Source organism: Thauera sedimentorum (assembly GCF_014489115.1).
Classification (GTDB): domain Bacteria; phylum Pseudomonadota; class Gammaproteobacteria; order Burkholderiales; family Rhodocyclaceae; genus Pseudothauera; species Pseudothauera sedimentorum.
In genome coordinates this window covers 708,398-728,875 of record NZ_JACTAH010000001.1, presented here as the reverse complement: position 1 = coordinate 728,875, position 20,478 = coordinate 708,398, and the positions used below count along the sequence as shown (strand labels likewise).

Genomic DNA, 20,478 nt, shown 5'->3' with positions numbered 1-20,478 from the left:
TGACTGGCGCGTGCACGGCCTTTGCCGAGCACAGCACGCGCGGATAGCGATTTGATTCAAATCATGGAGCCCCACCCCCTCAAAAAATACAGTGCGCCGGACCTTCGGGTTTGCTTGACCAGTTCAAAACACTCACACGGACGCACGAAACAATGAGGGGAAAACCATGAGCGGCACCTTCACCAAGGCGATGGCCCGCAACATCTTCTACGGCGGGACAGTGTTCTTCTTCCTGCTCTTCCTTGCGCTGACCTTCGACACCACGTCGAACCTGCCCAAGACCGACAACCGGCACAACATCACGCCGGCGGTGGCTGCGGGCAAGCACATCTGGGAGACGCGCAACTGTCTGGGCTGCCACACCCTGCTGGGTGAAGGCGCCTACTACGCGCCCGAGCTGGGCAACGTCTATACGCGCCGCGGGCCCGAGTTCATCAAGGCCTGGATGATGTCGCAGCCGACCGGCGCCCCGGGCCGCCGTCAGATGCCCAACTTCAACCTCTCGGAGGAGGATCTGAACAACCTGGTCGAGTTCCTGAAGTACAGCTCCGAGATCAACACTCAGAACTGGCCGCCCAACATCGAGGGCTGAGGGAAATGCGCGAACCGAAAACTCCAAGGGGAATGCTGTCATGAAATACCAATCTCAAGCGGTCGCCCTGCCCTACTTCGTTGCAGCAATAGGGCTGTTCGTGGGGCAGATCATCTTCGGCCTGATCCTGGGCCTGCAGTACGTCGTCGGGGACTTCCTGTTCCCGGAGATCCCGTTCAACGTGGCCCGCATGGTCCACACCAACCTGCTGATCGTCTGGCTGCTGTTCGGCTTCATGGGCGCGGCCTACTACCTGGTGCCCGAAGAATCGGAAACCGAGCTGTTCAGCCCCAAGCTGGCGCTCGTGCTGTTCTGGGTCTTCCTGGTGGCCGGCGCGCTGACCATCGTCGGCTACCTGACGGTGGACTACGCCACGCTCGCCCAATACACCGGTAACGACATCCTGGCGACGATGGGGCGCGAGTTCCTCGAGCAGCCGCTGATCACCAAGGTCGGCATCGTGGTGGTGGCGCTGGCCTTCCTGTTCAACATCAGCATGACCGTGCTGAAAGGCCGCAAGACCGCGATCAACGTCGTGCTGCTGCTCGGCCTTTGGGGTCTGGCGATCTTCTTCCTGTTCTCCTTCTACAACCCGACCAACCTGGTGCTGGACAAGTTCTACTGGTGGTGGGTGGTGCACCTCTGGGTGGAAGGCGTGTGGGAACTGATCATGGCCGCACTGCTCGCCTTCGTGCTGATCAAGGTCACCGGTGTCGACCGCGAGGTGATCGAGAAGTGGCTGTACGTCATCATCGCCCTGGCCCTGGTCACCGGCATCATCGGCACCGGCCACCACTACTACTGGATCGGTACGCCGGAATACTGGCAGTGGTGGGGTTCGATCTTCTCCGCTCTGGAGCCGATCCCCTTCTTCGCCATGACCGTGTTCGCCTTCAACATGGTGAACCGCCGCCGCCGCGAGCATCCCAACCAGGCTGCCGTGCTGTGGGCGCTGGGTACCGGTGTGATGGCCTTCCTGGGCGCCGGTGTGTGGGGCTTCCTGCACACCCTGGCTCCGGTGAACTACTTCACCCACGGCTCACAGATCACCGCGGCGCACGGCCACATGGCCTTCTACGGCGCCTACGTGATGGTCGTGATCACCATCATCAGCTACGCCATGCCCATCCTGCGCGGCCGTGCCTGCAACAGCCGCAAGTCCCAGGTGCTGGAAATGTGGAGCTTCTGGCTGATGACCATCGCCATGGTGTTCATCACCCTGTTCCTCACCGCCGCCGGCATCCTGCAGGTGTGGCTGCAGCGCGTATCGGACACCCCGATGTCCTTCATGGCCGTCCAGGACCAGGTCTCCCTGTTCTACTGGATGCGCGAATGGAGCGGCGTGGTGTTCTTCATCGGCCTGCTGTGCTACCTGGCGAGCTTCTTCATCAAGGGTGAGGAAGCGCCGGCCAAGGCCTGACACGGGCAAACGGGGCGCCCGCTGCGGGCGTCCCGAACAGAGTGTGTCTCTCCGCTTCCTCCTCATCGGACTACTTAGGGGAAGGGGATTTGAAGGGCGGCGCAAGCCGCCCTTTTTTTCGTTCACGAAACGCCTGTAGGAGCGGCCTTGGCCGCGATCGCGGCCGTTGATTGTGCGTACGCCGCAATCGCGGCCAAGGCCGCTCCTACGGGACCACCGGCCGGCGACCCCATTGAGAATCAGTAGCTTCTGAAGTTAACCGCGATCAAGTGAAAAGCCCGGGCGCTTGGCCAGAATGCGCCCATGAATTCCTCAGCCGTCCTTCCCGCAAGCGCCGCGCCACACGGTCAACAAGCACGCCTGGCCGGCGACCTGGCGATCTGGATCTTCATCCTCGCGGAGTTGCTCGCCTTCGGCGTGTTCTTCATCGCCTACGCCTTTGCGCGCGCCAACAACCCGGAGCTGTTCGCCGCCGAACAGATGGCGCTCAACCGCGACGCCGGGGCGATCAACACCGTACTGCTGCTCACCGCCAGCTACTTCGTAGTGCGCGCGGTGCATGCGGCCGAAGCCGGTCGCTCGCCGGTGGGCGCGCGCTGGTTGCTCGCCGCGCTGGCCTGCGCCGGCGGCTTCGTAGCCGTCAAGTTCGCCGAGTACGCCGCCGCCTTCTCGGCCGGCATCAGCCTGTCGAGCAGCACCTTCCACATGTTCTACCTGTCGCTGACCTTCTTTCACTTCATGCACGTCATCCTCGGCATGGTGATCCTCGGCGCGCTGTGGGTGAACTCGCGCAAGGGGCGCTACGACGCGCACAACATGAACGGCATCGAAAGCGGCGCAGCCTACTGGCACATGGTGGACCTGGTGTGGCTGGTGCTCTTCCCGCTGGTCTACGTCATCCGCTGAAGGGGTCCGCCATGAGCCACGACATCCGCTCCGCCGACCGCCGCAGCACCGTGCTGTGGGGACTGCTGATCATCGCCACCGTGTTCACCTGGGCGGTGGGCGAAGGCGGCGCCGGCGGCCCGGCGATTGCCGCCCTGCTGCTCGGCGTCGCGCTGCTCAAGGGCACGGCGGTCATCCTCGACTTCATGGCGATCGGCCGCGCGCCGCTGCTGTGGAAACTCATCACCCTCGGCTGGCTGGCGCTGGTCTGCGCGCTGATCGGTCTTGCCTACTGGAAAGGAATGCCCTGATGGAACTCACCACGCCGAATATCGACATCCCCTTCTACGAACCCGCCGGCGACGAGATCGAAATCTTCGAGCACGCCTGGAAGAACCGCCTGCCGCTGCTCATCAAGGGCCCCACCGGCTGCGGCAAGACCCGCTTCGTCGCCCACATGGCCGCCCGCCTGGGGCGCCCCTTGTACACCGTGGCCTGCCACGACGACCTCACCGCCGCCGACCTGGTGGGCCGCCACCTGATCGGCGACGGCCAGACCGTGTGGTGCGACGGCCCGCTGACCCGCGCGGTGCGCGAAGGCGGCATCTGCTACCTGGACGAAGTGGTCGAGGCGCGCAAGGACACCACCGTGGTGCTGCACCCGCTGGCCGACGACCGTCGCCTGCTGCCGATCGACCGCACCGGCGAACTGCTCGCCGCGCCGCCCGAGTTCATGCTGGTGGTGTCCTACAACCCGGGCTACCAGAACCTGCTCAAGGGCATGAAACCCTCCACCCGCCAGCGCTTCGTCAGCCTGCGCTTCGATTTCCCCGACGCCGCACGCGAAGAGGCGGTGCTGCGCGGCGAGACCGGCTGCGAGGCGGACCTTGCCCGCCGCCTGGTGGGCATCGCCCGCGCACTGCGCGCGCTCAAGGACCAGGACCTGGAAGAGGCCGCCAGCACCCGCCTGCTGGTGTACGCCGCCACCCTGGTGCGCGCCGGCATGGCCCCGCTGCCCGCCTGCCGCGTGGCCATCGTGGAAAGCCTGACCGACGACCCCGAGGTGGCCGAGGCGCTGATGGAAGTGGTCTCCGCCACCTTCGGCCACTGATGCCCCACGGACCCGAACCGATGCCACATACCGAACCCGACCTGCTCAAGGAAAACATGCCCGGCCCGCCGTTGGCCGTGGCCGCCGAGGCGCTGTTCCTGATCAACCTGATGATCCTGCCGGTGATCGGCTTCGGCATGCTGATGCTGCTGTGGCTGTTCAAGCGCAATCACCCCTCGCCGCTGGTGCGCAACCACCTGCAGCAGACCGTCACCGTGAGCATCTACGGCGGCGCCATCCTGGTGGGGCTATCGGTCGCGGTCTTCCTGCTCGGCGGCTTCGACAACCCCTGGTCCTGGGTGATCGGCGTACTGTATTTCGTCTGCCTGCACGCCGCGCTGATCATCTTCGGGGTGATGGGCCTCAATGCCGCCATCCTGCAACGCCCCTACCGCTATCCCGTACTCGGGCCGCGCCTGAAGGACTGAGCGCGTCATGGCATCGGACAAACCGCGCAAGGTGATCCCCATCGTGCAGGCCGCCGCCCCCACCGGGCGGCTGGGGCTCAACCGCGTGCAGCAGCAGCGTCTCGCCACCCAGGCGGGCTTCTTCCTGCTGTTCATCATCGCCCCCATCTTCGACCTGCTGCGCTACGACCTCGACGCCGGCCACGCCTGGCTGCTGGGCATGGAATGGCGGCTCGGGCTGGACGAGTTCATGGCCGGGCGCATCGGCGCGCTGGAAGCCGGCGCCAACGTGCTGCTGCGCCTGTTCCTGCCGATCTTCGCCGGCGCCGCCGCCTTCATCTGGGTGGCCTACCGCTGGGGCCGGCTGTACTGCGGCTGGCTGTGCCCGCACTTCTCGGTGGTCGAGACCATCAACAAGCTGATGCTGCGCGCCTCGGGCAAGCCCAGCGTGTGGGAGAAGGAAACCCTGCCGCCCTGGGAGCCGGACGGCACCCCGCGCCGCCGCGACGCGCGCTGGTGGCTGGTGGTGGTGCCGGCGGCGGTGCTGTTCGCCTTTACCTGGGCAGTGGTCTTCCTCACCTATCTGCTGCCTCCGGGCGAGGTGTACGGCAACCTGTTCGGCGGCACGCTAACCCGCAACCAGGCCCTGTTCATCGGCGTGTTCACCTTCGTGTTGAGCATGGAGTTCCTCTTCGCCCGGCACCTGTTCTGCCGCTTCGCCTGTGCGGTGGGCCTGTTCCAGAGCCTGGCCTGGGTGAGCAACCGCGACGCCATGGTGGTGGGCTTCCAGCGCCAGCGCGCCAGCCAGTGCGCCACCTGCCTGCCGGATCGCGAATCGGCCTGCGACATGGTCTGCCCGATGCGCCTGAACCCGCGCAACATCAAGCGCCACATGTTCACCTGTACTCAGTGCGGTCAGTGCCTGCAGGCCTGCGAGCAGAGCCAGCACGACAACCCGCAGGGCCCCTTGCTCACCTGGGTGAGCAAGGAGGCCGCCCGCCAGAACGAAGCCGGCTTCCGCGCCGGCCGGGGCCAGTGAGAATGAGCGCCCGACTCGCCCCCGCAGGAGCGGCCCTGGCCGCGATGCGGCGGTCGATCGTGCATCGGCCGGATCGCGGCCAAGGCCGCTCCTACGCGCGCACCAAGGCTCATTCACCCGTCCCCGCCACATAGGACAGCACGGACATGGAAGAAACCGTCGGCAAGATCTGGCACCGCCTGATCACCCGCGCCGCCGGGGTGAGCTACCCGGCCGCCGCGGTGCGCCTTAAGGAAGTCGAGCGCACCGCCGGGGTGTTCTTCCGCGCGCTCGGCGGCGACCCCGGCCTGCGCGTGGCCGCCGCCACCGTCGACCCGCACGCGGCGCGACGCGGCTTCATCGCCCGCATCGCCGGCATCGGCGACCGCACGGCGCATGCGCGCATGGACGACGTCACCCTGCGCCTGCCACCGGAGATCGACGCCTTCCCCGAGCGCGCACTCAACCGCGACCTCTACCTGTGGCTGGCGGCGCTGGCCGCCGCGCAGCAGCAGCTGCCGCCCGGCCCGGACGACGAAACCGATTTCCAGCGTCACCAGCGCGCAGTGCTGGCCGCGCTCGACACCTGGCCGGGCGTGGTGTCACGCTACCGCCGCCTGGTGGAGGCCTACGCCCCGCGCCGGCTGAAATCGACCAAGATGCCGCCGGCCGAACGCGCCCGCGAAGAAGCCATCGTCGCCGCGCTGCGCGAGCCCGGCAGCGTCGCGGCGCTCCCCGAGATGCCCGCCGGCACCCCGCCCGCCGCCCCGGTACTGCTGTGGCTGGCCGGCAGCGAGGTCGGCCCCGCGCCCTTCACCCGCGCCTCCGACCCCGACCCGGAGAACACCACCACCGGCGGCCCGCCGCCGGCCGAGGAAACCGAGCGCCACGCCCACCGTGCCGAGCGGGTGGACCTGCCGCAGGAGAAGAACGGCCTGATGATGGTGTTCCGCGCCGAGAGCCTGCTGGCGGTCACCGAATTCCTCAAGATCAACCGCCCCACCGACGACGAGCCCGACCCCAACGCCGCCGACGCCGCGCGCGACCTCGACCAGCTCGCGCTCGCCGAGGACACCGACCGCGTCGCCTCCAAGGTGCGCTTCGACCTCGACCTGCCTTCCGCAGCCGAGGACGACGTGGTGCTGGGCGACGGCATCCCGCTGCCCGAGTGGGACTACCGCAAGCAGCGCCTGCTGGAAGACCACGTGCGCCTCACCGAGATGGCCGCCCGCCACGCTCCGCCCAGCCCGCTGCCCCAGCCGCTGCGGCGTACCGCGCGCCGCCTGCACCAGCAGTTCGCCGCGCTGCAGCCCGGCCGGCGCTGGATCAAGGCGCAGGCCGAAGGCACCGAGCTGGACGTGGATGCCGCGGTGCGCGCGCAGACCGACCGTGCCTGCGGCCGGCACCCCTCCGAGCAGCTCTACCTGTCACTGGAAAAACGCGAGCGCGACCTGGCCTGCCTGGTGCTGGCCGACCTGTCGCTGTCCACCGACACCTGGGTGTCGTCCGAAGCGCGCGTGATCGACGTCATCCGCGACGCCCTGCTGCTGTTCGGCGAGGCCCTGGGCGCCACCGGGGACGCCTTCGCGCTCGCCGGCTTCTCCTCGGTCAAGCGCAGCAAGGTGCGCTTCCACCGCCTCAAGGACTTCAACGAGCGCTTCGACGACCGCATCCGCGGCCGCATCATGGCGATCAAGCCCGGCTACTACACCCGCCTGGGCGCCGCCATCCGCCGCTGCACCCAGTTGCTGGAAAAGAACGGCGCCAGCCGCCGCATCCTGCTCATCCTCTCCGACGGCAAGCCCAACGACCTGGATCTTTACGACGGCCGCTACGGCATCGAAGACACCCGGGTCGCCATCATGGAAGCACGGCGCGCCGGGCTCACCCCCTTCTGCGTCACCATCGACCGCGAAGGCGCCGGCTACCTGCCCCACCTCTTCGGCCCCGCCGGCTTCGCGGTGATCCGCAAGCCGGAGGAACTTCCCGCCCGACTCCCACTGTTCTACGCCCAACTGACGAGGTGAAGCGATGAACCAGCGCGACACGCCCTGTTCGACGATGTTCGTCTCCGAACGCAGCAACCTGCAGTCGGACGAACGGCCGGTCAACCCCGAAGCGGAACGCATCGCCCAGCTGCTCGCCCAGGCGCCGCTGTTCAACGGCCTGGCGCAGGACGAAGTGGCCCGTTTCGCGCGCGGCGTGCGCGAGCAGAAGGTGGACAAGGGCAGCGCGCTGTTCCACAAGGGCGACGCCTGCCACGGCTTTCACCTGATCCTCACCGGCCAGGTCAAGCTCGCCTTCATCTCCGCCGACGGTCACGAGAAGGTGGTGGAAATCATCCGCGCCGGGCAGACCTTCGGCGAGGCGGTGATGTTCATGGACAAGCCCTACGTGGTCATGGCCCAGGCGCTCACCGACTGCACCCTGCTGCACATCTCCAAGCAGGTGGTGTTCGAGGAGATGGTCCGCGACCCGCTGTTCTGCCGCAAGATCATCGCCGGCCTGGCCCAGCGCCTGCACCACCTGATCGCCGACGTGGAGACCTACTCGCTGCGCTCCGGGCGCGAGCGTATCATCGGCTACCTGCTGCGCGAGGACGAAATGGACGGCGAAGGCACGCCCTGCGGCGCGGTGTCGGTGCGCCTGCCCACCAGCAAGGGCACCATCGCCTCGCGCCTCAACCTCACCCAGGAACACTTCTCGCGCATCCTGCACGAGCTGATCGACAGCGGCCTGATCACCGTGGAAGGCCGCACCATCCACATCCCGGACATCTGCCGGCTGCGCAGGAGCCTGAGCTGACGCGCATCCCCGGACGCCCGGTAGGAGCGGCCTTGGCCGCGATACGGCCTGTGGGGAAGCGAACGCCGCATCGCGGCCAAGGCCGCTCCTACATGGGGTTTCCGCCGGCGTATCATGGCGCCCATCGCCAAGGAACACCGCCCGCCTCCTGCCCGTGACCCCCGACAACACCCCCGACTGCAAGGCCTGCGCGCACTACTACATCACCCACGAACCGGCCTTCCCCTACGGCTGCCGCCAGTTCGCCTTCAAGTCCCGCCGCCGCCCCGCGCTGGACGTGCTCGAATCCTCCGGTCTGCCGTGTCTGATGTTCCAGGCCAAGGCACACCGCCCTGGCGGGGGCGCGGCGAACGGCTGACATCTTCAGCTCATCGCGGGTCGACGCGATGAACGCGTGTTCGGTGCCTGCGCACCGGCAGCCGCCGAGGATGGCGAGGCGGCCCCGGGCCGGGTCCGGCGGCAAGGGCTTGATCGACCCTGGTTGTGGTGGGATGCTTCTCGGCACGCCAACATCGGCCGCCAGTTTCCCGGCACCCCGTGTCACCTCGATCGACGGTTTGCCGCCGACTGTAAACAGACCACCTCCGGACCGCCTGTGCCATCGAACGGTAGAAAGACCAGGAACTTCGTGCTCGTCTTGCTCGTGCTGATTGTGACGGCCTGCAGCTGGTACCGGCCGATCACCGAGCTCGCGACCGAGAGTGTCGACGCCGGCCTGAAGCGCTCGCTGATCAGTTTCGCCTCCGCACGTGCGCTCAATGGCGTGATCTCCGCACTGCAGGGGACCGAGATCGCCGCACAGCCGTTTGGCGTCGGGGTGTCGCTGTCGGTCGGCGAAATCCTGGACCCGATCAACGATCTGGTCGAGTCGCTGTCCTCGATCATGCTGATGGCAAGCGTCGCCTTCGGGATCGAGAAGCTGCTGCTGACGATGGGGTCGAACTGGACGGTGTCGGCGTTCGTGACCATCGTCGCGCTGCTATGGTCGGCCCTGCTGCTATGGCGCGAGGCGCCGCGCTGGTTGACCCGGCTGATGCTTGCATTGCTCTTCGTGCGCTTCGTGATGCCAGTGACCATGATCGGCAGCGCACATGTCTTCGAACAGTTCTCTGCGGATGATTACCAGCAGAGCCAGGCCGTGCTGGACAGCACCTCGATCGCACTGCAGGGCTTGGCCGCGAAGGACGCCGGCGAGCGCGCCGATCCGGCCCCGGCGTCGCGCCCCGAGGAAACGGCACCGCCGCTTACGCCCCCGGAGTCGAAAGGCTCAGGTTTCTTCGACTGGGCGGGCTCCACCCTTGCTGCGGCGCGGGACAAGGCCAGCGACTCCTTGGTGAACCTCAAAGCCCCCACGGTCAGCGTCAGGGAACAATACGAGCGCCTGAAAGCCACCGCCGAGAACGCTGCGGAACGGATGATCCGCTTGATCGTCGTCTTCCTGATGCAGACGGTCGTGATGCCCTTGGTGCTGCTCTGGGGCTTGTACCGCCTGACCGTGGCCTTGCCAATCACCGGTTCGAACCACGCGCACCGTGCGGACGGCCTCTTGGCCGGCAGGTGACCGGAGACCGGTCCGCAGGTTTGAACGGTCCCCCCGCGCCGAGGCGCGCGCCCTCCAATCCACTCGCGCGTCGGCGTGAGGCCCCGCCACTCAGTGGCTGGTGCCCTCTTCCCGGGTGATCTTGTTCCACACGTTGTACTTGCCCACCGGCTTGCGCATCGGCAGGCGCTTGACCTCTTCCAGGGTCTGCGCGTCGTACACCACCACCGCGCCGTCGTCCTCCCACAGGCTGGCCAGGGCGTAGCGGCCGTCGCGGGTGAATTCGACGTGGGCGAGCGTGCGCCCGGGCTGGCCGGCGATCTCGCGCACCACTTCCAGGGTCTCCTTGTCGATCACCTGCAGCAGGTGCTTGGCCTCCGGGCTCATCATCGAGTCGACGAAGGCGTAGCGGCTGTTCTCGTGGCTGCGCAGGAAGAAGCCGGGACCGCGGGTGGGGATGCGGCGCAGCACTTCCCAGCTGTCGAGGTCGATCACGGTAACCTCCGCGGCCTTGAGGTTGGTGCTGGCCATGACGCGGCGGCCCTGCCATTCCCAGGTGATGCCCGAGCCCAGGTGGGGCATGCCGGCCAGCGGCAGGTCGGCCACCTTCTTGCGCACGTCCAGGTTCACCACCTGGCCCTTACCGGCGCGCGAGGCGCCCATCAGTTCCGAGTAGTCCTGGGTGAAGAAGAAGTCGTCCAGCACGTCGGCGAGATGGGTGCGGCGCGGGTTGAGGTAGCCGGGGATGAACTCGCCCTCGCGCTGCTTGAAGTCGTGGATGAAGCCCACCGGGATGTCTTCCACCGCGCGGGTGTAGCTGATCTCCCAGACCTCGGGCACGTCCTTCAGCGCGGCGACGAAGGACTGGCGCGGGGTGGCCTCGTACACCGCGGAGACGCGCGAGCTCTGCTTGCCGTCGCGGTCGGTGACCTCGATGGACTTGAGCAGGTTCAGGTCGCCGTCGAGCAGCACCAGGGTGTGCGGCAGGTAGTTGGCCACCGCCACATGGCTGCCGTCGGGCGACACCGCGACGTTGCGGGTGTTGATGCCGGCGCGCACCTCGGCCACCACCGTGAGGTTCCACAGGTCGTACTTGGTGACCCAGCCGTCGCGCGAGCCGAAGTACACGTAGCGTCCGCCCTGGGCGAACTTGGGCCCGCCGTGCAGCGCGTGGCGGCTGGGGAAGCGGTGGATGGGCTCGAGGCGGTCGCCGTCGAGCACCGAGACATGGTGGTCGCCCGCCTCCACCACCAGGAAGAGATTGAGCGGATCGGCGTCGAACACCGGGCGGTCGGCCAACGCGGCGGGGTCCGCATGCTGGATGCGCGAGGCGCGGATGTCGGCCTCGCTCCAGCGCGGCGCCGGCACCACCGGGGTGTAGATCCAGTCGACCAGGGCTGTGAGTTCGTCGGCCGACAGCGCAGCGCCGAAAGGCGGCATCTGGGTGGCGGTGCGACCGTCGCGCACCACCTTGAGCGCTTCCGGCTTGCGCAGGCGGGAGAGGTTTTCCGGCAGCAGCGCCGGCCCCATGCCGCCCAGGCGGTCCACGCCGTGGCAGGCGGCGCAATGCTGCTGGTAGTGACTGGCGACCCCGGCAGAGGTCGCATCGGCCGCCTGCGCGTGCGAAGGCGCAAAGGCCAGCAGCATGGCCAGTCCCAGCCAGACCAGCGCCAGCGCGATGACCTTGCGGGCGTGCGAGGGCATCTTGGTGGACGAAGGCTTGCGCGGCGCGGCGTCGCGCTCGCAATCTTCCTCCACCCAGGGTTCGAGCGGGCGCGGCATGTAGTCGCTGAGCTTCTTGTAGCCGTTGTCGGGCTTGTCGTCGTTCGTCGTCATCGGGTCACCGTCTGTGCGGGTTCGCGCCGCAGCGGAATGTAGGGCGTGGTGCGCACGCGCTCGCCGGCCGCGCCTTCGGCCAGGCCGATCTCCTGGTCGGAGAGGTAGCAGCCGGGGTCTTCGGACCATACGTCGCCGGTGATCTGCCCGGCGCGCACGCGTGAGCTGCCATTGCAGATGTCCAGCCAGGCACACTGGCCACAGCGCCCGCGCAGCGCGCGCGGATGCTGGCGCAGGCCGGCCATCAGCGGGTTGGACAGGTCGCTCCAGATGGCGGAAAACGGCCGCTCGCGCACATTGCCGAGCGACTCGTGCCACCACATGGTGTCCGGGTGCACCACCCCGAGGTTGTCGATGTTGGCCACGTTCACCCCGCTGGCATTGCCGCCCCACTGGCGCAGCCGGGCGGTGACGCGTTCGAGATGCTGCGGGAAGCGCTGCGCCACCCAGTGCATCAGGTAGATGCCGTCGGCGTCGTTGTTGCCGGTGACGAACTCGTGCGCCAGGCCGCGCCGCTGGCGGTCCAGGCAGGTGTCGAACAGCAGGTCCATGGCCTGCCGGGTGGTCTGGTGGCGGGCATCGTCGGCGCGGTACTTGTTGCCGCGCCCGGCGTAGTTGAGGTGCGAGAAGTAGAACTTGTCGATGCCCTCGTCCTCGACCAGGCGCAGCAGGCCGGGCAGGTCGTGGGCGTTGTCCTCGGTCATGGTGTAGCGCACGCCCACCTTGAGGCCGCGCTCGTGACACAGCCGGATGCCGGCCAGCGAGGCGTCGAAGGCGCCGGCCATGCGCCGGAAGCGGTCGTGGGTGTCGCCGATGCCGTCCAGGCTGACGCCCACGTAGTCGAAGCCGATCTGTGCGATGGCGTCGATGTTGTGACGGCCGATCAGCGTGCCGTTGGTGGACAGCCCGACGTAGAAACCCATGCCCTTGGCGCGCCGGCCGATGTCGAAGATGTCCGGGCGCAGCAGCGGCTCGCCGCCGGAGAGGATCAGCACCGGCACCCGGAAAGCCTTGAGGTCGTCCATGACGCGGTACACCTCGTCGGTGGACAGCTCGCCGGCGAAGTCGGTGTCCGCCGAGATCGAGTAGCAGTGCTTGCAGGTGAGGTTGCAGCGCCGGATCAGGTTCCAGATCACCACCGGGCCGGGCGGGTTGCGCCGCGGACCGGGGGCGACCGGGTTGTCGAGTTCGCGGATGAACTGGGAGATGCGGAACATGGATGGCCTTCTGGTCTGGTCCGGTTGTCTTGCGTCAGCGCGTGTAGGAGCGGCCTTGGCCACTCCTACAGCGATACGGCCGCCAAGTGTGCGGGGCGCGCATCGCGCTCACACCGATTAGAACCGCCGGACCGCAGCCACGAAATGATCCGAATCAATCCCTCAGACGCAGTCCGGTCTTTTTCAGGATGGCGGTGGAGAACAGCACGTCGCTGCCGCGCAGGGCGCCCGGGACGCAATGCGCGAGCAGCGCGCGGATCTCGTCCACATGCGCCATCACTTCCTCGCGGCTGGCGCCGTGCACCATGGCGAACAGGTTGTAGGGCCAGTCCGGCAGGTGGCGCGGACGGCGGTAGCAGTGGGTGACGAAGGGCAGCGCGCCGACGCGCTCGCCGGCCGCATCGATGGCGGCGTCGTCCACGTCCCACACGCTCATGCCATTGGCGGTGTAGCCCAGGGCGTAGTGGTTGGGCACCGCGCCGATGCGGCGGATCACACCCTTGTCCAGCATCGCGGCCAGGCGGCGGCGCACCTCGCTCTCGTCGATGCCGACGCGCGCGGCGATGGCCTCGTAGGGCTTGGGCAGCAGCGGCAGGCCACCCTGGGTGGCACGCATCAGGCTGCGGTCGATATCGTCCAGCGGAACGGGTGCGCTGGTCTCACGGGCGCTCATCTCGCCTCCAGTTTCATTTCGACGAAGTACTCGCGCTCCTTGGGGAACAGATGCACGGCCAGCCCGGTATCGCGCTCGATCTCCCCGGCGCAGCGGCCGATGCCCTCAGGCGTCTCGGTGGCCAGCACGAACCACATGTTGAGGCGGTGTTCGCGGCGGTAGTTGTGCGCCACTTCCGGGCGCAGGTTGACCTGCGCCACCACGTTGGGCCAGCGCGCCTCGGGCACCTCCATCGCCGCCAGGCAGAAGGCGCCGCCGGCACGTTCGATCTGAAACATCGGCCCGAAGCGGGTCAGCACGCGGTCGGCAAGCAGTCGGCGCAGGCGGCGGATGACCTCCTCCTCGCCCAGCCCCAGGCGCTCGGCGACCACGCCGTAGGGCCGGTGGCTGAGCGGGAAGTCGCCCTGCAGGCTGTTGATCAGGCGGCGGTCGATCTCGTCGATCGGGTCGCGCGGCGGGGGTAGTCCTTCAGACATCGGCGGGCTCCGGGTCGGGCAGGTAACAGGCCCCGCGTTGCTTGAAGCGGCGGCGGCTGAACAGCACCTCGTGCGGCCACTGGTCGAGCCCGAGGCGCTCGGCGATGCCCGCGCGGGTGGCCAGCACCTCGTCGCGGGCCTTGCCGTGGATCATGCAGAACAGGTTGTAGCGCCACTGCGGCAGCGCGCGGCGACGGCGGTAGCACAGGGTGACCTGCGCCTCGCCGCCGAGCAGGTGGCCGATCTCGCCCACCTTGTCGTCCGGCACGTCCCACACGCACATGGCGTTGGCGGTGTAGCCGAGTTCGTGGTGACGCACCACCACGCCGAAGCGCTGCAGCAGGCCGGAGGCCAGCCATTCGTCGATGAAGGCGCACACCAGCGCGCCCGATAGCTCCACCCGCTCGCCCAGCACTTCATAGGGCCGCGGAACGATAGGCAGGCCGCGCTGCAGGGCCTGCAGCAGACCCTGCTCGATGCCCGGCAGCGCACATGGCGGGCTGCTGGCCAGGCGAGCGGCCTGCTTCACCGGCTCGCGGCGGCCGGCCCGGTAGGCGGAGATACCGCACAGATCGAAGCCGAGGTCGATGTGATAGGCCTCGACCATGGGCAGCACCACCGGCTGCAGGCCGGTGTCGGCGGCAATCGCCGCCACCGCCGCGTCCAGCGCGTCCTGGCTGGCCGCGGTGAGCACGAACCACAGGTTGAGGCTGTGCTCGCGTTCGTAGTTGTGATTGACCTCGGGCCGGGCGCTGACCCGCGCGGCCACCTCGGCCAGGCGCTCGGGCGGCGCCGCCAGCGCAGCCAGCGCGCTGGCGCCCACCCGGCGCGGCGCCACCACCGGGCCGATGCGGCTCACCACCCCCTCCGCCAGCCCGGCGCGGAAGGCGTCGAGCACCTCGTCCTCGCTGGCACCGACCGCGCGGCCGAGTTCGGCGAAGGGCCGATCGACCAGCGGAAAGCCGTGCTGCCATTCGTTGAGCAGGCGCAGGCGACGGGCCTCGTCCATGGTCAGAATCCGATGCGCGCTGCGCGGCTGGTGAAGAAGATGCCGCTGGGGTGCTCGGCAGGCAGTTCGGCGAGCGTGCGGCGGCTGTCGGTATCGACCACCACCACCTTGTTGTCGTCGCGCGAAGACAGCCACACCGCCTCGCCGCGCGGGGTGAACTCCATGTGCAGCACCGCGCGCCCCGGGGTGAGCGTGTCGATCACCGCCTTGGCCTCGGTGTCGATGACCTGCACCGTGCCGTTGTCCGGGAAGGCGAAGTTCACCCACACCTGGCGGCCGTCCGGGCGTGCCATGACGAAAACCGGTTGGCTGTGCACCGGGATGCGGGCGACCTCCTGCCAGGTCCGCGTGTCGACCACCAGCACCTCGTGGCGGCCGATGGCCGGCAGGTAGGCGTGGCCGCCGGCCACCGCCCAGCCGCGCAGGTGGGGCATCTTGTACACCGGCAGCGGCGCCTCGCCCTTGCCGTAGCCGGCGAGGATCTTCTTCACGCCGCGCTCCGGGTACCACAGGTCGAGCAGCGCCAGGCCGTCCTCGCCGAACAGGCCGGCAATGAAGTAGCGCCCGTCCGGGGTCACCAGGCCGTCATAGGGCTGACGGCCGGCGGGGTAGCGTTGGGTCTTGGGATTGCGCGGGTCGGAGAGATCGGTGACCCAGATCTCGCCGGCCTCGAACAGCGCGTAGGCGAAGCGCTGGCCGGGCAGGTCCGCCAGACCGACCACCTTGGAGCGTTTGCCGGGGGCGTACTCGGCGGGGATCTCGGAGAGCTGTTCCAGGGTGTCGGCGTCGAACACCTTGAGCCCGCCCGGCGCGTAGTTCTGCGCCACCACCAGGCGGCCGTCCTGCGAGATCGAGCCGCCGATGGAGTTGCCGGCCTGCACCACGCGGCGCTCGATGCGCCCGCGCAGCAGGTCGACCTTGGTGAGCCCGCCATCGCGGCCGAACACGTAGCCGTAGCGCCCGTCGCGCGAATAGGTGACGTGGGCGTGCGACAGGTCGCCCAGGCCGGGCACGGTGGCCAGGCGCTCGCGGCTGGTGTGCGAGACCACCGCCACCTGGCCGGTGGAGCGTTCGATGACCAGGCCGAGGTCGCCGGTGCCGCGCAAGGGCGGCGTGGCCGCACAGCCGGCGAGCAGCAAGGCGGCGGAGGCGGCAAGCAGCAGGCGCTTCATTGTCCGGCTCCGTCGGTCGGGAAGCCGGCGGCCAGGGCTCGCACGATCCACTCGGCTTCGGCCTCGTTCATGAAGCGCGACCACCCGGGCATGGCGGTGCCGGGGCGGCCGTTCATGACCGTGGCCACCATGGAATCCAGCGGCTTGTCGGCCAGCGTGGCCGGCAGCAGCGCCGGGCCCAGCCCACCGGAGAGGGTAAGCCCATGACAGGAGCCACAGTCCTGGCGGACCATGCTGACCAGCTCGCGCTGGCGCTCGGGCTTCGGGGCCGGATGCGGATCGGCGGCAGCGGCCGCGTAGGCGGCCACGAAGGCGGTGCCGAGCAGGACGGCCACATGGATGACGATAGGAGGTGGTTTCATCGCTGGAGTCCCGATGCCTTGAGGATGGTGCGTAAGATGAACCTGCGGGGGGCGGAAAACCTTGACCCGAATCAACGCGTCGGGGGGCCGGCAGGCTTCACGTAAGAACGGCCTTGGCCGCGATCACGGCGGTGGGGTTGCCACGCGCCGCATCGCGGCCAAGGCCGCTCCTACACAGACGGAATGTCAATCAGCGACTACGACTTTGCCGGTCATCTCCGGGTGCGGGCCGCAGTGATAGGAGAACTCCCCCGCCTGCCCGAAGGTGTGGGACCAGCGTTCGCCGGGAAAGAAGCGCTCGGACTCCTCGCCGGTGGCGTCGAACACCACCGAGTGGCTGGTGCGCTTCTCGTTGTTCACCCAGGTGACGGTATCGCCCGGACGGATCTCGACCACCGCCGGTTCGAACTTGTAGTCGACGATGCTGACCTCGTGCTCGGCCGCCAGCGCGCCGGGTGCGGCCAGGGCGGCCGCCAGCGCGAGGACGGCGGCCGGCAGCCGGCATACCGCGCCGGCTGCCGCCCCCTGTTGCCGCCGTGGGGAACGCATTACTGCTTGGCCGCGGTGATGTCGGCCTTGGCGTCGATGCCGAGCGTGTAGCCCAGCGAGACGTGGTGGAAGCGCCCGGCCGCGTGGTCGTCGTGGATGGCGAAACCGAAGTTGTAGGTCTTGCCTGCCGCCAGCGCCACGTCGCCTTCGCCGCCGGCGAACTTGCGCGCAAACACCACCGACCAGGTGTCGCCGTCGAGCTTGCCTTCGGCCGAGGCCAGGGCCTTGCCGCCTTCCATCACGCGGGTGTCGGCCACATGGCCGTCGAAGCCCTTCTTCTCGCCGCTGCGCCACTGCAGCAGGTCATAGAACACGCCGCCGGAGACGGAGCCGTCCTTGACGTACTTCTTCTTGCTGTCGGCCGCGCCCGGCATGGTGCGCGAGTCCTTGTGGCAACTCGCCCAGCAGCCGCTCTGGTCGGCCATCGCCACCTTGCCCTGGTCGAGCATGAAGGCGATCTTCATCGGGTTCTTGTCGTCCATCTTGGCCGCGCCCGAAGCCTTGGGCTGCTTCCAGGAGAAGCGCAGGTACAGGGTGTCGCCATCGTGGGCGGCCTGCACCTTGACCGGGATGAAGCCGGCCTTGCCGGCGATCGGCGTCGGCTCGATCTTCTCGCCGCTGGAGATCAGCTGGCCCATCTTGTCGGTTTCGTCGCTGTGGCAGTCGGCACAGGTATCGCCCTTCTTCAGCGCGCGCGCGCCGCCGTGCTCGGTACCCTTGGTGATCCATTCCATCGGCGACACGCCCGGATAGAACAGGGTGATGCTGGTGGCGGCAACCTTGCTCCAGTCGGCCGGCGGGGCAGCATGGGCGGCGCTGAAGCCGATGGCGCACACCACTCCGAGCGCGCCGGCGATCATCGTTTTCTTCATCTCGGTTCTCCCGTGAGGTGGGGCCGCGGCGGGGGTGCCGCGGCTCCGGGTTTACTCTTCGTCTTCCTCGGTCATGCCTTCGGGCTTGTGGTGCGCAATGCCCTTGTGGCAATCGATGCAGGTCATGCGGTCTTCGCGCGCCATCTCGTGCTGGCGGGAAGCGCGCTTCTTCTGCGCCTCGGTGTTCATGCTGTCGAAGCTGTGGCAGTTGCGGCATTCGCGCGAATCGTTGCCCTTCATCCGCGCCCACTCGCGTCGCGCCAGGGTCAGGCGCTTGGCCTCGAACTTCTCGCGCGTGTCGATGGTGCCGGTGATCTTGCCCCAGACTTCGCGCGACGCCTGGATCTTGCGGATCATCTTGTGCGTCCAGTCCTTGGGCACATGGCAGTCCGAGCACACCGCCCGCACACCGGTGCGGTTAGTGTAGTGGATGGTTTCCTTGTACTCCTGGTACACGTTGTCATACATCTCATGGCAGGAGATGCAGAACTTCTCTGTGTTGGTGGCTTCCATCGCCGTGTTGAATCCGCCCCAGAACAGGACGCCGACGATGAAACCGACCAGCAGCAACCCACCGAGAGAATGCTTGACGCTGGGCTGGCGCAGTCGGGTGAACAGCCCGCCGGACTGGCCGGCGCGTTCCTTGTCGTTTTGATCGGTCATGTCTCCATTTCCCGCGAGTAGTCATCGATGCGGCTGACGCACCCGCCGCCGCGGTGTTCTGCGGACGACGGGTGCGGGCCGACGGAGGCTCTTAGTAAATGTCGAACTGGGTGTTGAAGACGTTGAACTTGCCGGTCGGCGTCACGATGTTGGGATCGGTGATCACCTTCTTGAGCTTCAGCGTCTTGTCGTCGTAGATCACGATGGCGGACTGGTCGGTCTTGCCACCCCACAGCGAGATCCACACTTCGGAACCATCCTGGCTGTACTCAGGATGCACGGCGCGACGGATCGCGGTGGTCATCGGCAGACCGGAGTCCTTGGCCACGTCGAGACGGCGCGGTTCCTTGGACAGGTCGTTCATGTCGAACACGTACACCGATTCGGCCACTTCGCGCTCCGGGTTCATCGGCGCATCGGCCCACAGGTTCTGGGACTTCGGATGCGTCTTGACGAACAGGTTGCCGGCGCCCGGCATCTTCAGTTCCTCGACGACCTTCCAGTTGTGCTCCTTGAACTTGGCATCCTTCTTCTCCTCCGACGGGGTGGAGATCAGCGACACCACGTCGTCACCCAGGTGGCCGGTGGCCCACACCGGACCGTACTGCTTGTGGGTGAAGTTCGCGCCACGACCCGGGTGCGGGATCTTCGCGGTGTCGACCAGGGCGGCGAGCTTGCCGGTCTTGGTATCGACCGCGGCCACCTTGTTGGAGGCGTTGGCCGCCACCATGAAGTAGCGCTTGGAAGCATCCCAGCCGCCGTCGTGCAGGAACTTGGCGGAGTCGATCTGGGTGGTCTTGAGGTTCTCGATGTCGGTGTAGTCAACCAGCAGGATCATGCCGGTTTCCTTCACGTTGATGACCCACTCGGGCTTGATGTGCGAGGACACGATGGAGGCCACGCGCGGTTCCGGGTGGTACTCGCCATCCACGGTCATGCCGCGGGTGGACACGATCTTGAGCGGCTTGAGGGTCTCGCCGTCCATGATCGAGTACTGGGGCGGCCAGTAGGTGCCACCGACCAGGTACTTGTCTTCGTAACCCTTGAACTTGGAGGTATCCACCGAACGGGCGTCGGAGCCCATGCGGATGGTGGCCACGGTCTTGGGCTTCTCGTACCACATGTCGATCAGGGTCACCAGACCGTCGCGGCCCACCGTGTAGACATAGCGGCCGGAAGCCGACAGACGGGAGATGTGCACCGCGTAGCCGGTATCCAGGATGTCCCAGATCTGCTTGGTGTCACCGTCGATCAGCGCCAGCTTGCCGGTGTCGCGCAAGGTGACCGCGAAGATGTTCTTCAGGTTGATCTTGTTCATCTGCTTCTTCGGACGTTCTTCAACCGGAACGATCAGCTTCCAGCTGTTTTCCATGTCCTTGAGCGAGAACTCGGGCGGCACATCCGGGGTGTGCTGGATGTAGCGCGCCATCAGGTTGATCTCTTCCTTGGTCAGGATGTCGTCGTAGTTGACCATGCCGCCGTCGGTACCGTAGGCAATGATCTTCTCCAGACGATCGGTACCGAGCTTCAGCGTACCGCCTTCCATCTTGGTGCCGTCGGCCAAGGCCTTGGTCCAGTGCGGCTCGAGGTTCTTGCCGGTGGCGCCCTTGCGCAGCACGCCGTGGCAGCCGGCACAGCGCTCGAAGTAGATCTGCTTGGCCTGCGCGCGCTCGTCATCGCTGAGCGGCGGTGCATCGGCCGCAAACGCGGTGCTCATCGCCATCGGCAGCGTTGCCAGCGCCACGGCACTCATCAACCCTTTGAATCGCATGATTGGTCTCCCTAAAAATCGCCAGAGTCGGCCTAAGTCAGCCAGGGCGGACTTTGTTCCCCTACGAAAATTGCGTCTTTAACTTGAGTCAATTTCAGCG

At 67.5% G+C, this 20,478-nt stretch carries 22 protein-coding genes; 11 read left to right on the top strand and 11 right to left on the bottom strand.

Annotated elements, in window-relative coordinates:
- Window positions 1-166: 166 nt before the first annotated feature.
- From IAI53_RS03300 to IAI53_RS03250, 11 genes are all read left to right on the top strand, one after another.
- Entirely contained in the window at window positions 167-592 is a 426-nt protein-coding gene (locus IAI53_RS03300) for a c-type cytochrome (RefSeq protein ID WP_187716714.1), read from the top strand.
- A gap of 40 nt (window positions 593-632) precedes the next feature.
- Window positions 633-2,012: a cbb3-type cytochrome c oxidase subunit I gene (locus IAI53_RS03295; protein ID WP_187716713.1), complete on the top strand. Its 1,380-nt coding sequence runs from the start codon at window positions 633-635 to the stop codon at window positions 2,010-2,012.
- A gap of 303 nt (window positions 2,013-2,315) precedes the next feature.
- Window positions 2,316-2,918 (top strand): cytochrome c oxidase subunit 3 family protein, encoded by a 603-nt coding sequence (locus tag IAI53_RS03290; protein WP_187716712.1) that lies wholly within the window; start codon window positions 2,316-2,318, stop codon window positions 2,916-2,918.
- 11 nt (window positions 2,919-2,929) lie between these two features.
- A complete protein-coding gene (locus IAI53_RS03285; RefSeq protein ID WP_187716711.1) occupies window positions 2,930-3,208 on the top strand; it encodes a cytochrome C oxidase subunit IV family protein in 279 nt (92 codons plus the stop codon).
- Complete coding sequence (locus IAI53_RS03280) at window positions 3,208-4,008, top strand: CbbQ/NirQ/NorQ/GpvN family protein (protein ID WP_187716710.1); 801 nt, start codon at window positions 3,208-3,210, stop codon at window positions 4,006-4,008. The genes IAI53_RS03285 and IAI53_RS03280 overlap by 1 nt, the downstream gene beginning before the upstream one ends.
- 20 nt (window positions 4,009-4,028) lie before the next feature.
- A complete protein-coding gene (locus IAI53_RS03275) occupies window positions 4,029-4,436 on the top strand; it encodes a magnetosome magnetite crystal formation protein family (protein WP_187716709.1) in 408 nt (135 codons plus the stop codon).
- Window positions 4,437-4,443: 7 nt separating this feature from the next.
- Complete coding sequence (locus IAI53_RS03270; RefSeq protein WP_187716708.1) at window positions 4,444-5,454, top strand: 4Fe-4S binding protein; 1,011 nt, start codon at window positions 4,444-4,446, stop codon at window positions 5,452-5,454.
- 146 nt (window positions 5,455-5,600) lie between these two features.
- On the top strand, window positions 5,601-7,460 hold the full coding sequence (locus tag IAI53_RS03265) for a nitric oxide reductase activation protein NorD (RefSeq protein ID WP_187716707.1): 1,860 nt from the start codon (window positions 5,601-5,603) through the stop codon (window positions 7,458-7,460).
- Between the two features lie 4 nt (window positions 7,461-7,464).
- Window positions 7,465-8,238: a Crp/Fnr family transcriptional regulator gene (locus tag IAI53_RS03260; RefSeq protein ID WP_432813908.1), complete on the top strand. Its 774-nt coding sequence runs from the start codon at window positions 7,465-7,467 to the stop codon at window positions 8,236-8,238.
- A 154-nt stretch (window positions 8,239-8,392) separates the two neighbouring features.
- Complete coding sequence (locus IAI53_RS03255) at window positions 8,393-8,596, top strand: hypothetical protein (RefSeq protein ID WP_187716706.1); 204 nt, start codon at window positions 8,393-8,395, stop codon at window positions 8,594-8,596.
- A gap of 270 nt (window positions 8,597-8,866) precedes the next feature.
- The gene (locus IAI53_RS03250) at window positions 8,867-9,799 is read left to right on the top strand and encodes a hypothetical protein (protein WP_187716705.1); all 933 of its coding nucleotides are present in this window, start codon (window positions 8,867-8,869) and stop codon (window positions 9,797-9,799) included.
- 90 nt (window positions 9,800-9,889) lie between these two features.
- On the opposite strand, the gene IAI53_RS03245 is transcribed toward IAI53_RS03250, so the two are convergent.
- From IAI53_RS03245 to IAI53_RS03195, 11 genes are all read right to left on the bottom strand, one after another.
- Entirely contained in the window at window positions 9,890-11,425 is a 1,536-nt protein-coding gene (locus IAI53_RS03245) for a nitrite reductase (protein WP_285891454.1), read from the bottom strand.
- A 185-nt stretch (window positions 11,426-11,610) separates the two neighbouring features.
- The gene (gene nirJ, locus IAI53_RS03240; RefSeq protein WP_187716704.1) at window positions 11,611-12,831 is read right to left on the bottom strand and encodes a heme d1 biosynthesis radical SAM protein NirJ; all 1,221 of its coding nucleotides are present in this window, start codon (window positions 12,829-12,831) and stop codon (window positions 11,611-11,613) included.
- Between the two features lie 154 nt (window positions 12,832-12,985).
- A complete protein-coding gene (ahbB, locus tag IAI53_RS03235; protein WP_187716703.1) occupies window positions 12,986-13,504 on the bottom strand; it encodes a siroheme decarboxylase subunit beta in 519 nt (172 codons plus the stop codon).
- A complete protein-coding gene (locus tag IAI53_RS03230) occupies window positions 13,501-13,980 on the bottom strand; it encodes an Lrp/AsnC family transcriptional regulator (protein ID WP_187716702.1) in 480 nt (159 codons plus the stop codon). Before IAI53_RS03230 ends, ahbB (IAI53_RS03235) begins: the two co-directional genes overlap by 4 nt.
- Window positions 13,973-14,989 carry a siroheme decarboxylase subunit beta gene (gene ahbB / locus IAI53_RS03225; protein ID WP_187716701.1) on the bottom strand — a complete coding sequence of 339 codons (1,017 nt, stop codon included), beginning with the start codon at window positions 14,987-14,989 and terminating at the stop codon, window positions 13,973-13,975. Before ahbB (IAI53_RS03225) ends, IAI53_RS03230 begins: the two co-directional genes overlap by 8 nt.
- A 2-nt stretch (window positions 14,990-14,991) precedes the next feature.
- The gene (locus IAI53_RS03220) at window positions 14,992-16,161 is read right to left on the bottom strand and encodes a cytochrome D1 domain-containing protein (protein WP_187716700.1); all 1,170 of its coding nucleotides are present in this window, start codon (window positions 16,159-16,161) and stop codon (window positions 14,992-14,994) included.
- Window positions 16,158-16,523 (bottom strand): c-type cytochrome, encoded by a 366-nt coding sequence (locus tag IAI53_RS03215; protein ID WP_187716699.1) that lies wholly within the window; start codon window positions 16,521-16,523, stop codon window positions 16,158-16,160. The genes IAI53_RS03220 and IAI53_RS03215 overlap by 4 nt, the downstream gene beginning before the upstream one ends.
- 186 nt (window positions 16,524-16,709) lie before the next feature.
- Window positions 16,710-17,072, bottom strand: coding sequence for a plastocyanin/azurin family copper-binding protein (locus tag IAI53_RS03210; RefSeq protein ID WP_187716698.1), 363 nt, complete (start codon window positions 17,070-17,072; stop codon window positions 16,710-16,712).
- On the bottom strand, window positions 17,072-17,944 hold the full coding sequence (locus IAI53_RS03205) for an ethylbenzene dehydrogenase-related protein (RefSeq protein ID WP_187716697.1): 873 nt from the start codon (window positions 17,942-17,944) through the stop codon (window positions 17,072-17,074). Before IAI53_RS03205 ends, IAI53_RS03210 begins: the two co-directional genes overlap by 1 nt.
- A 51-nt stretch (window positions 17,945-17,995) precedes the next feature.
- Window positions 17,996-18,607: a NapC/NirT family cytochrome c gene (locus tag IAI53_RS03200; protein ID WP_187716696.1), complete on the bottom strand. Its 612-nt coding sequence runs from the start codon at window positions 18,605-18,607 to the stop codon at window positions 17,996-17,998.
- Between the two features lie 91 nt (window positions 18,608-18,698).
- Window positions 18,699-20,378, bottom strand: a complete 1,680-nt coding sequence (locus IAI53_RS03195; protein ID WP_187716695.1) for a cytochrome D1 domain-containing protein — start codon at window positions 20,376-20,378, stop codon at window positions 18,699-18,701.
- Window positions 20,379-20,478: the final 100 nt, after the last annotated feature.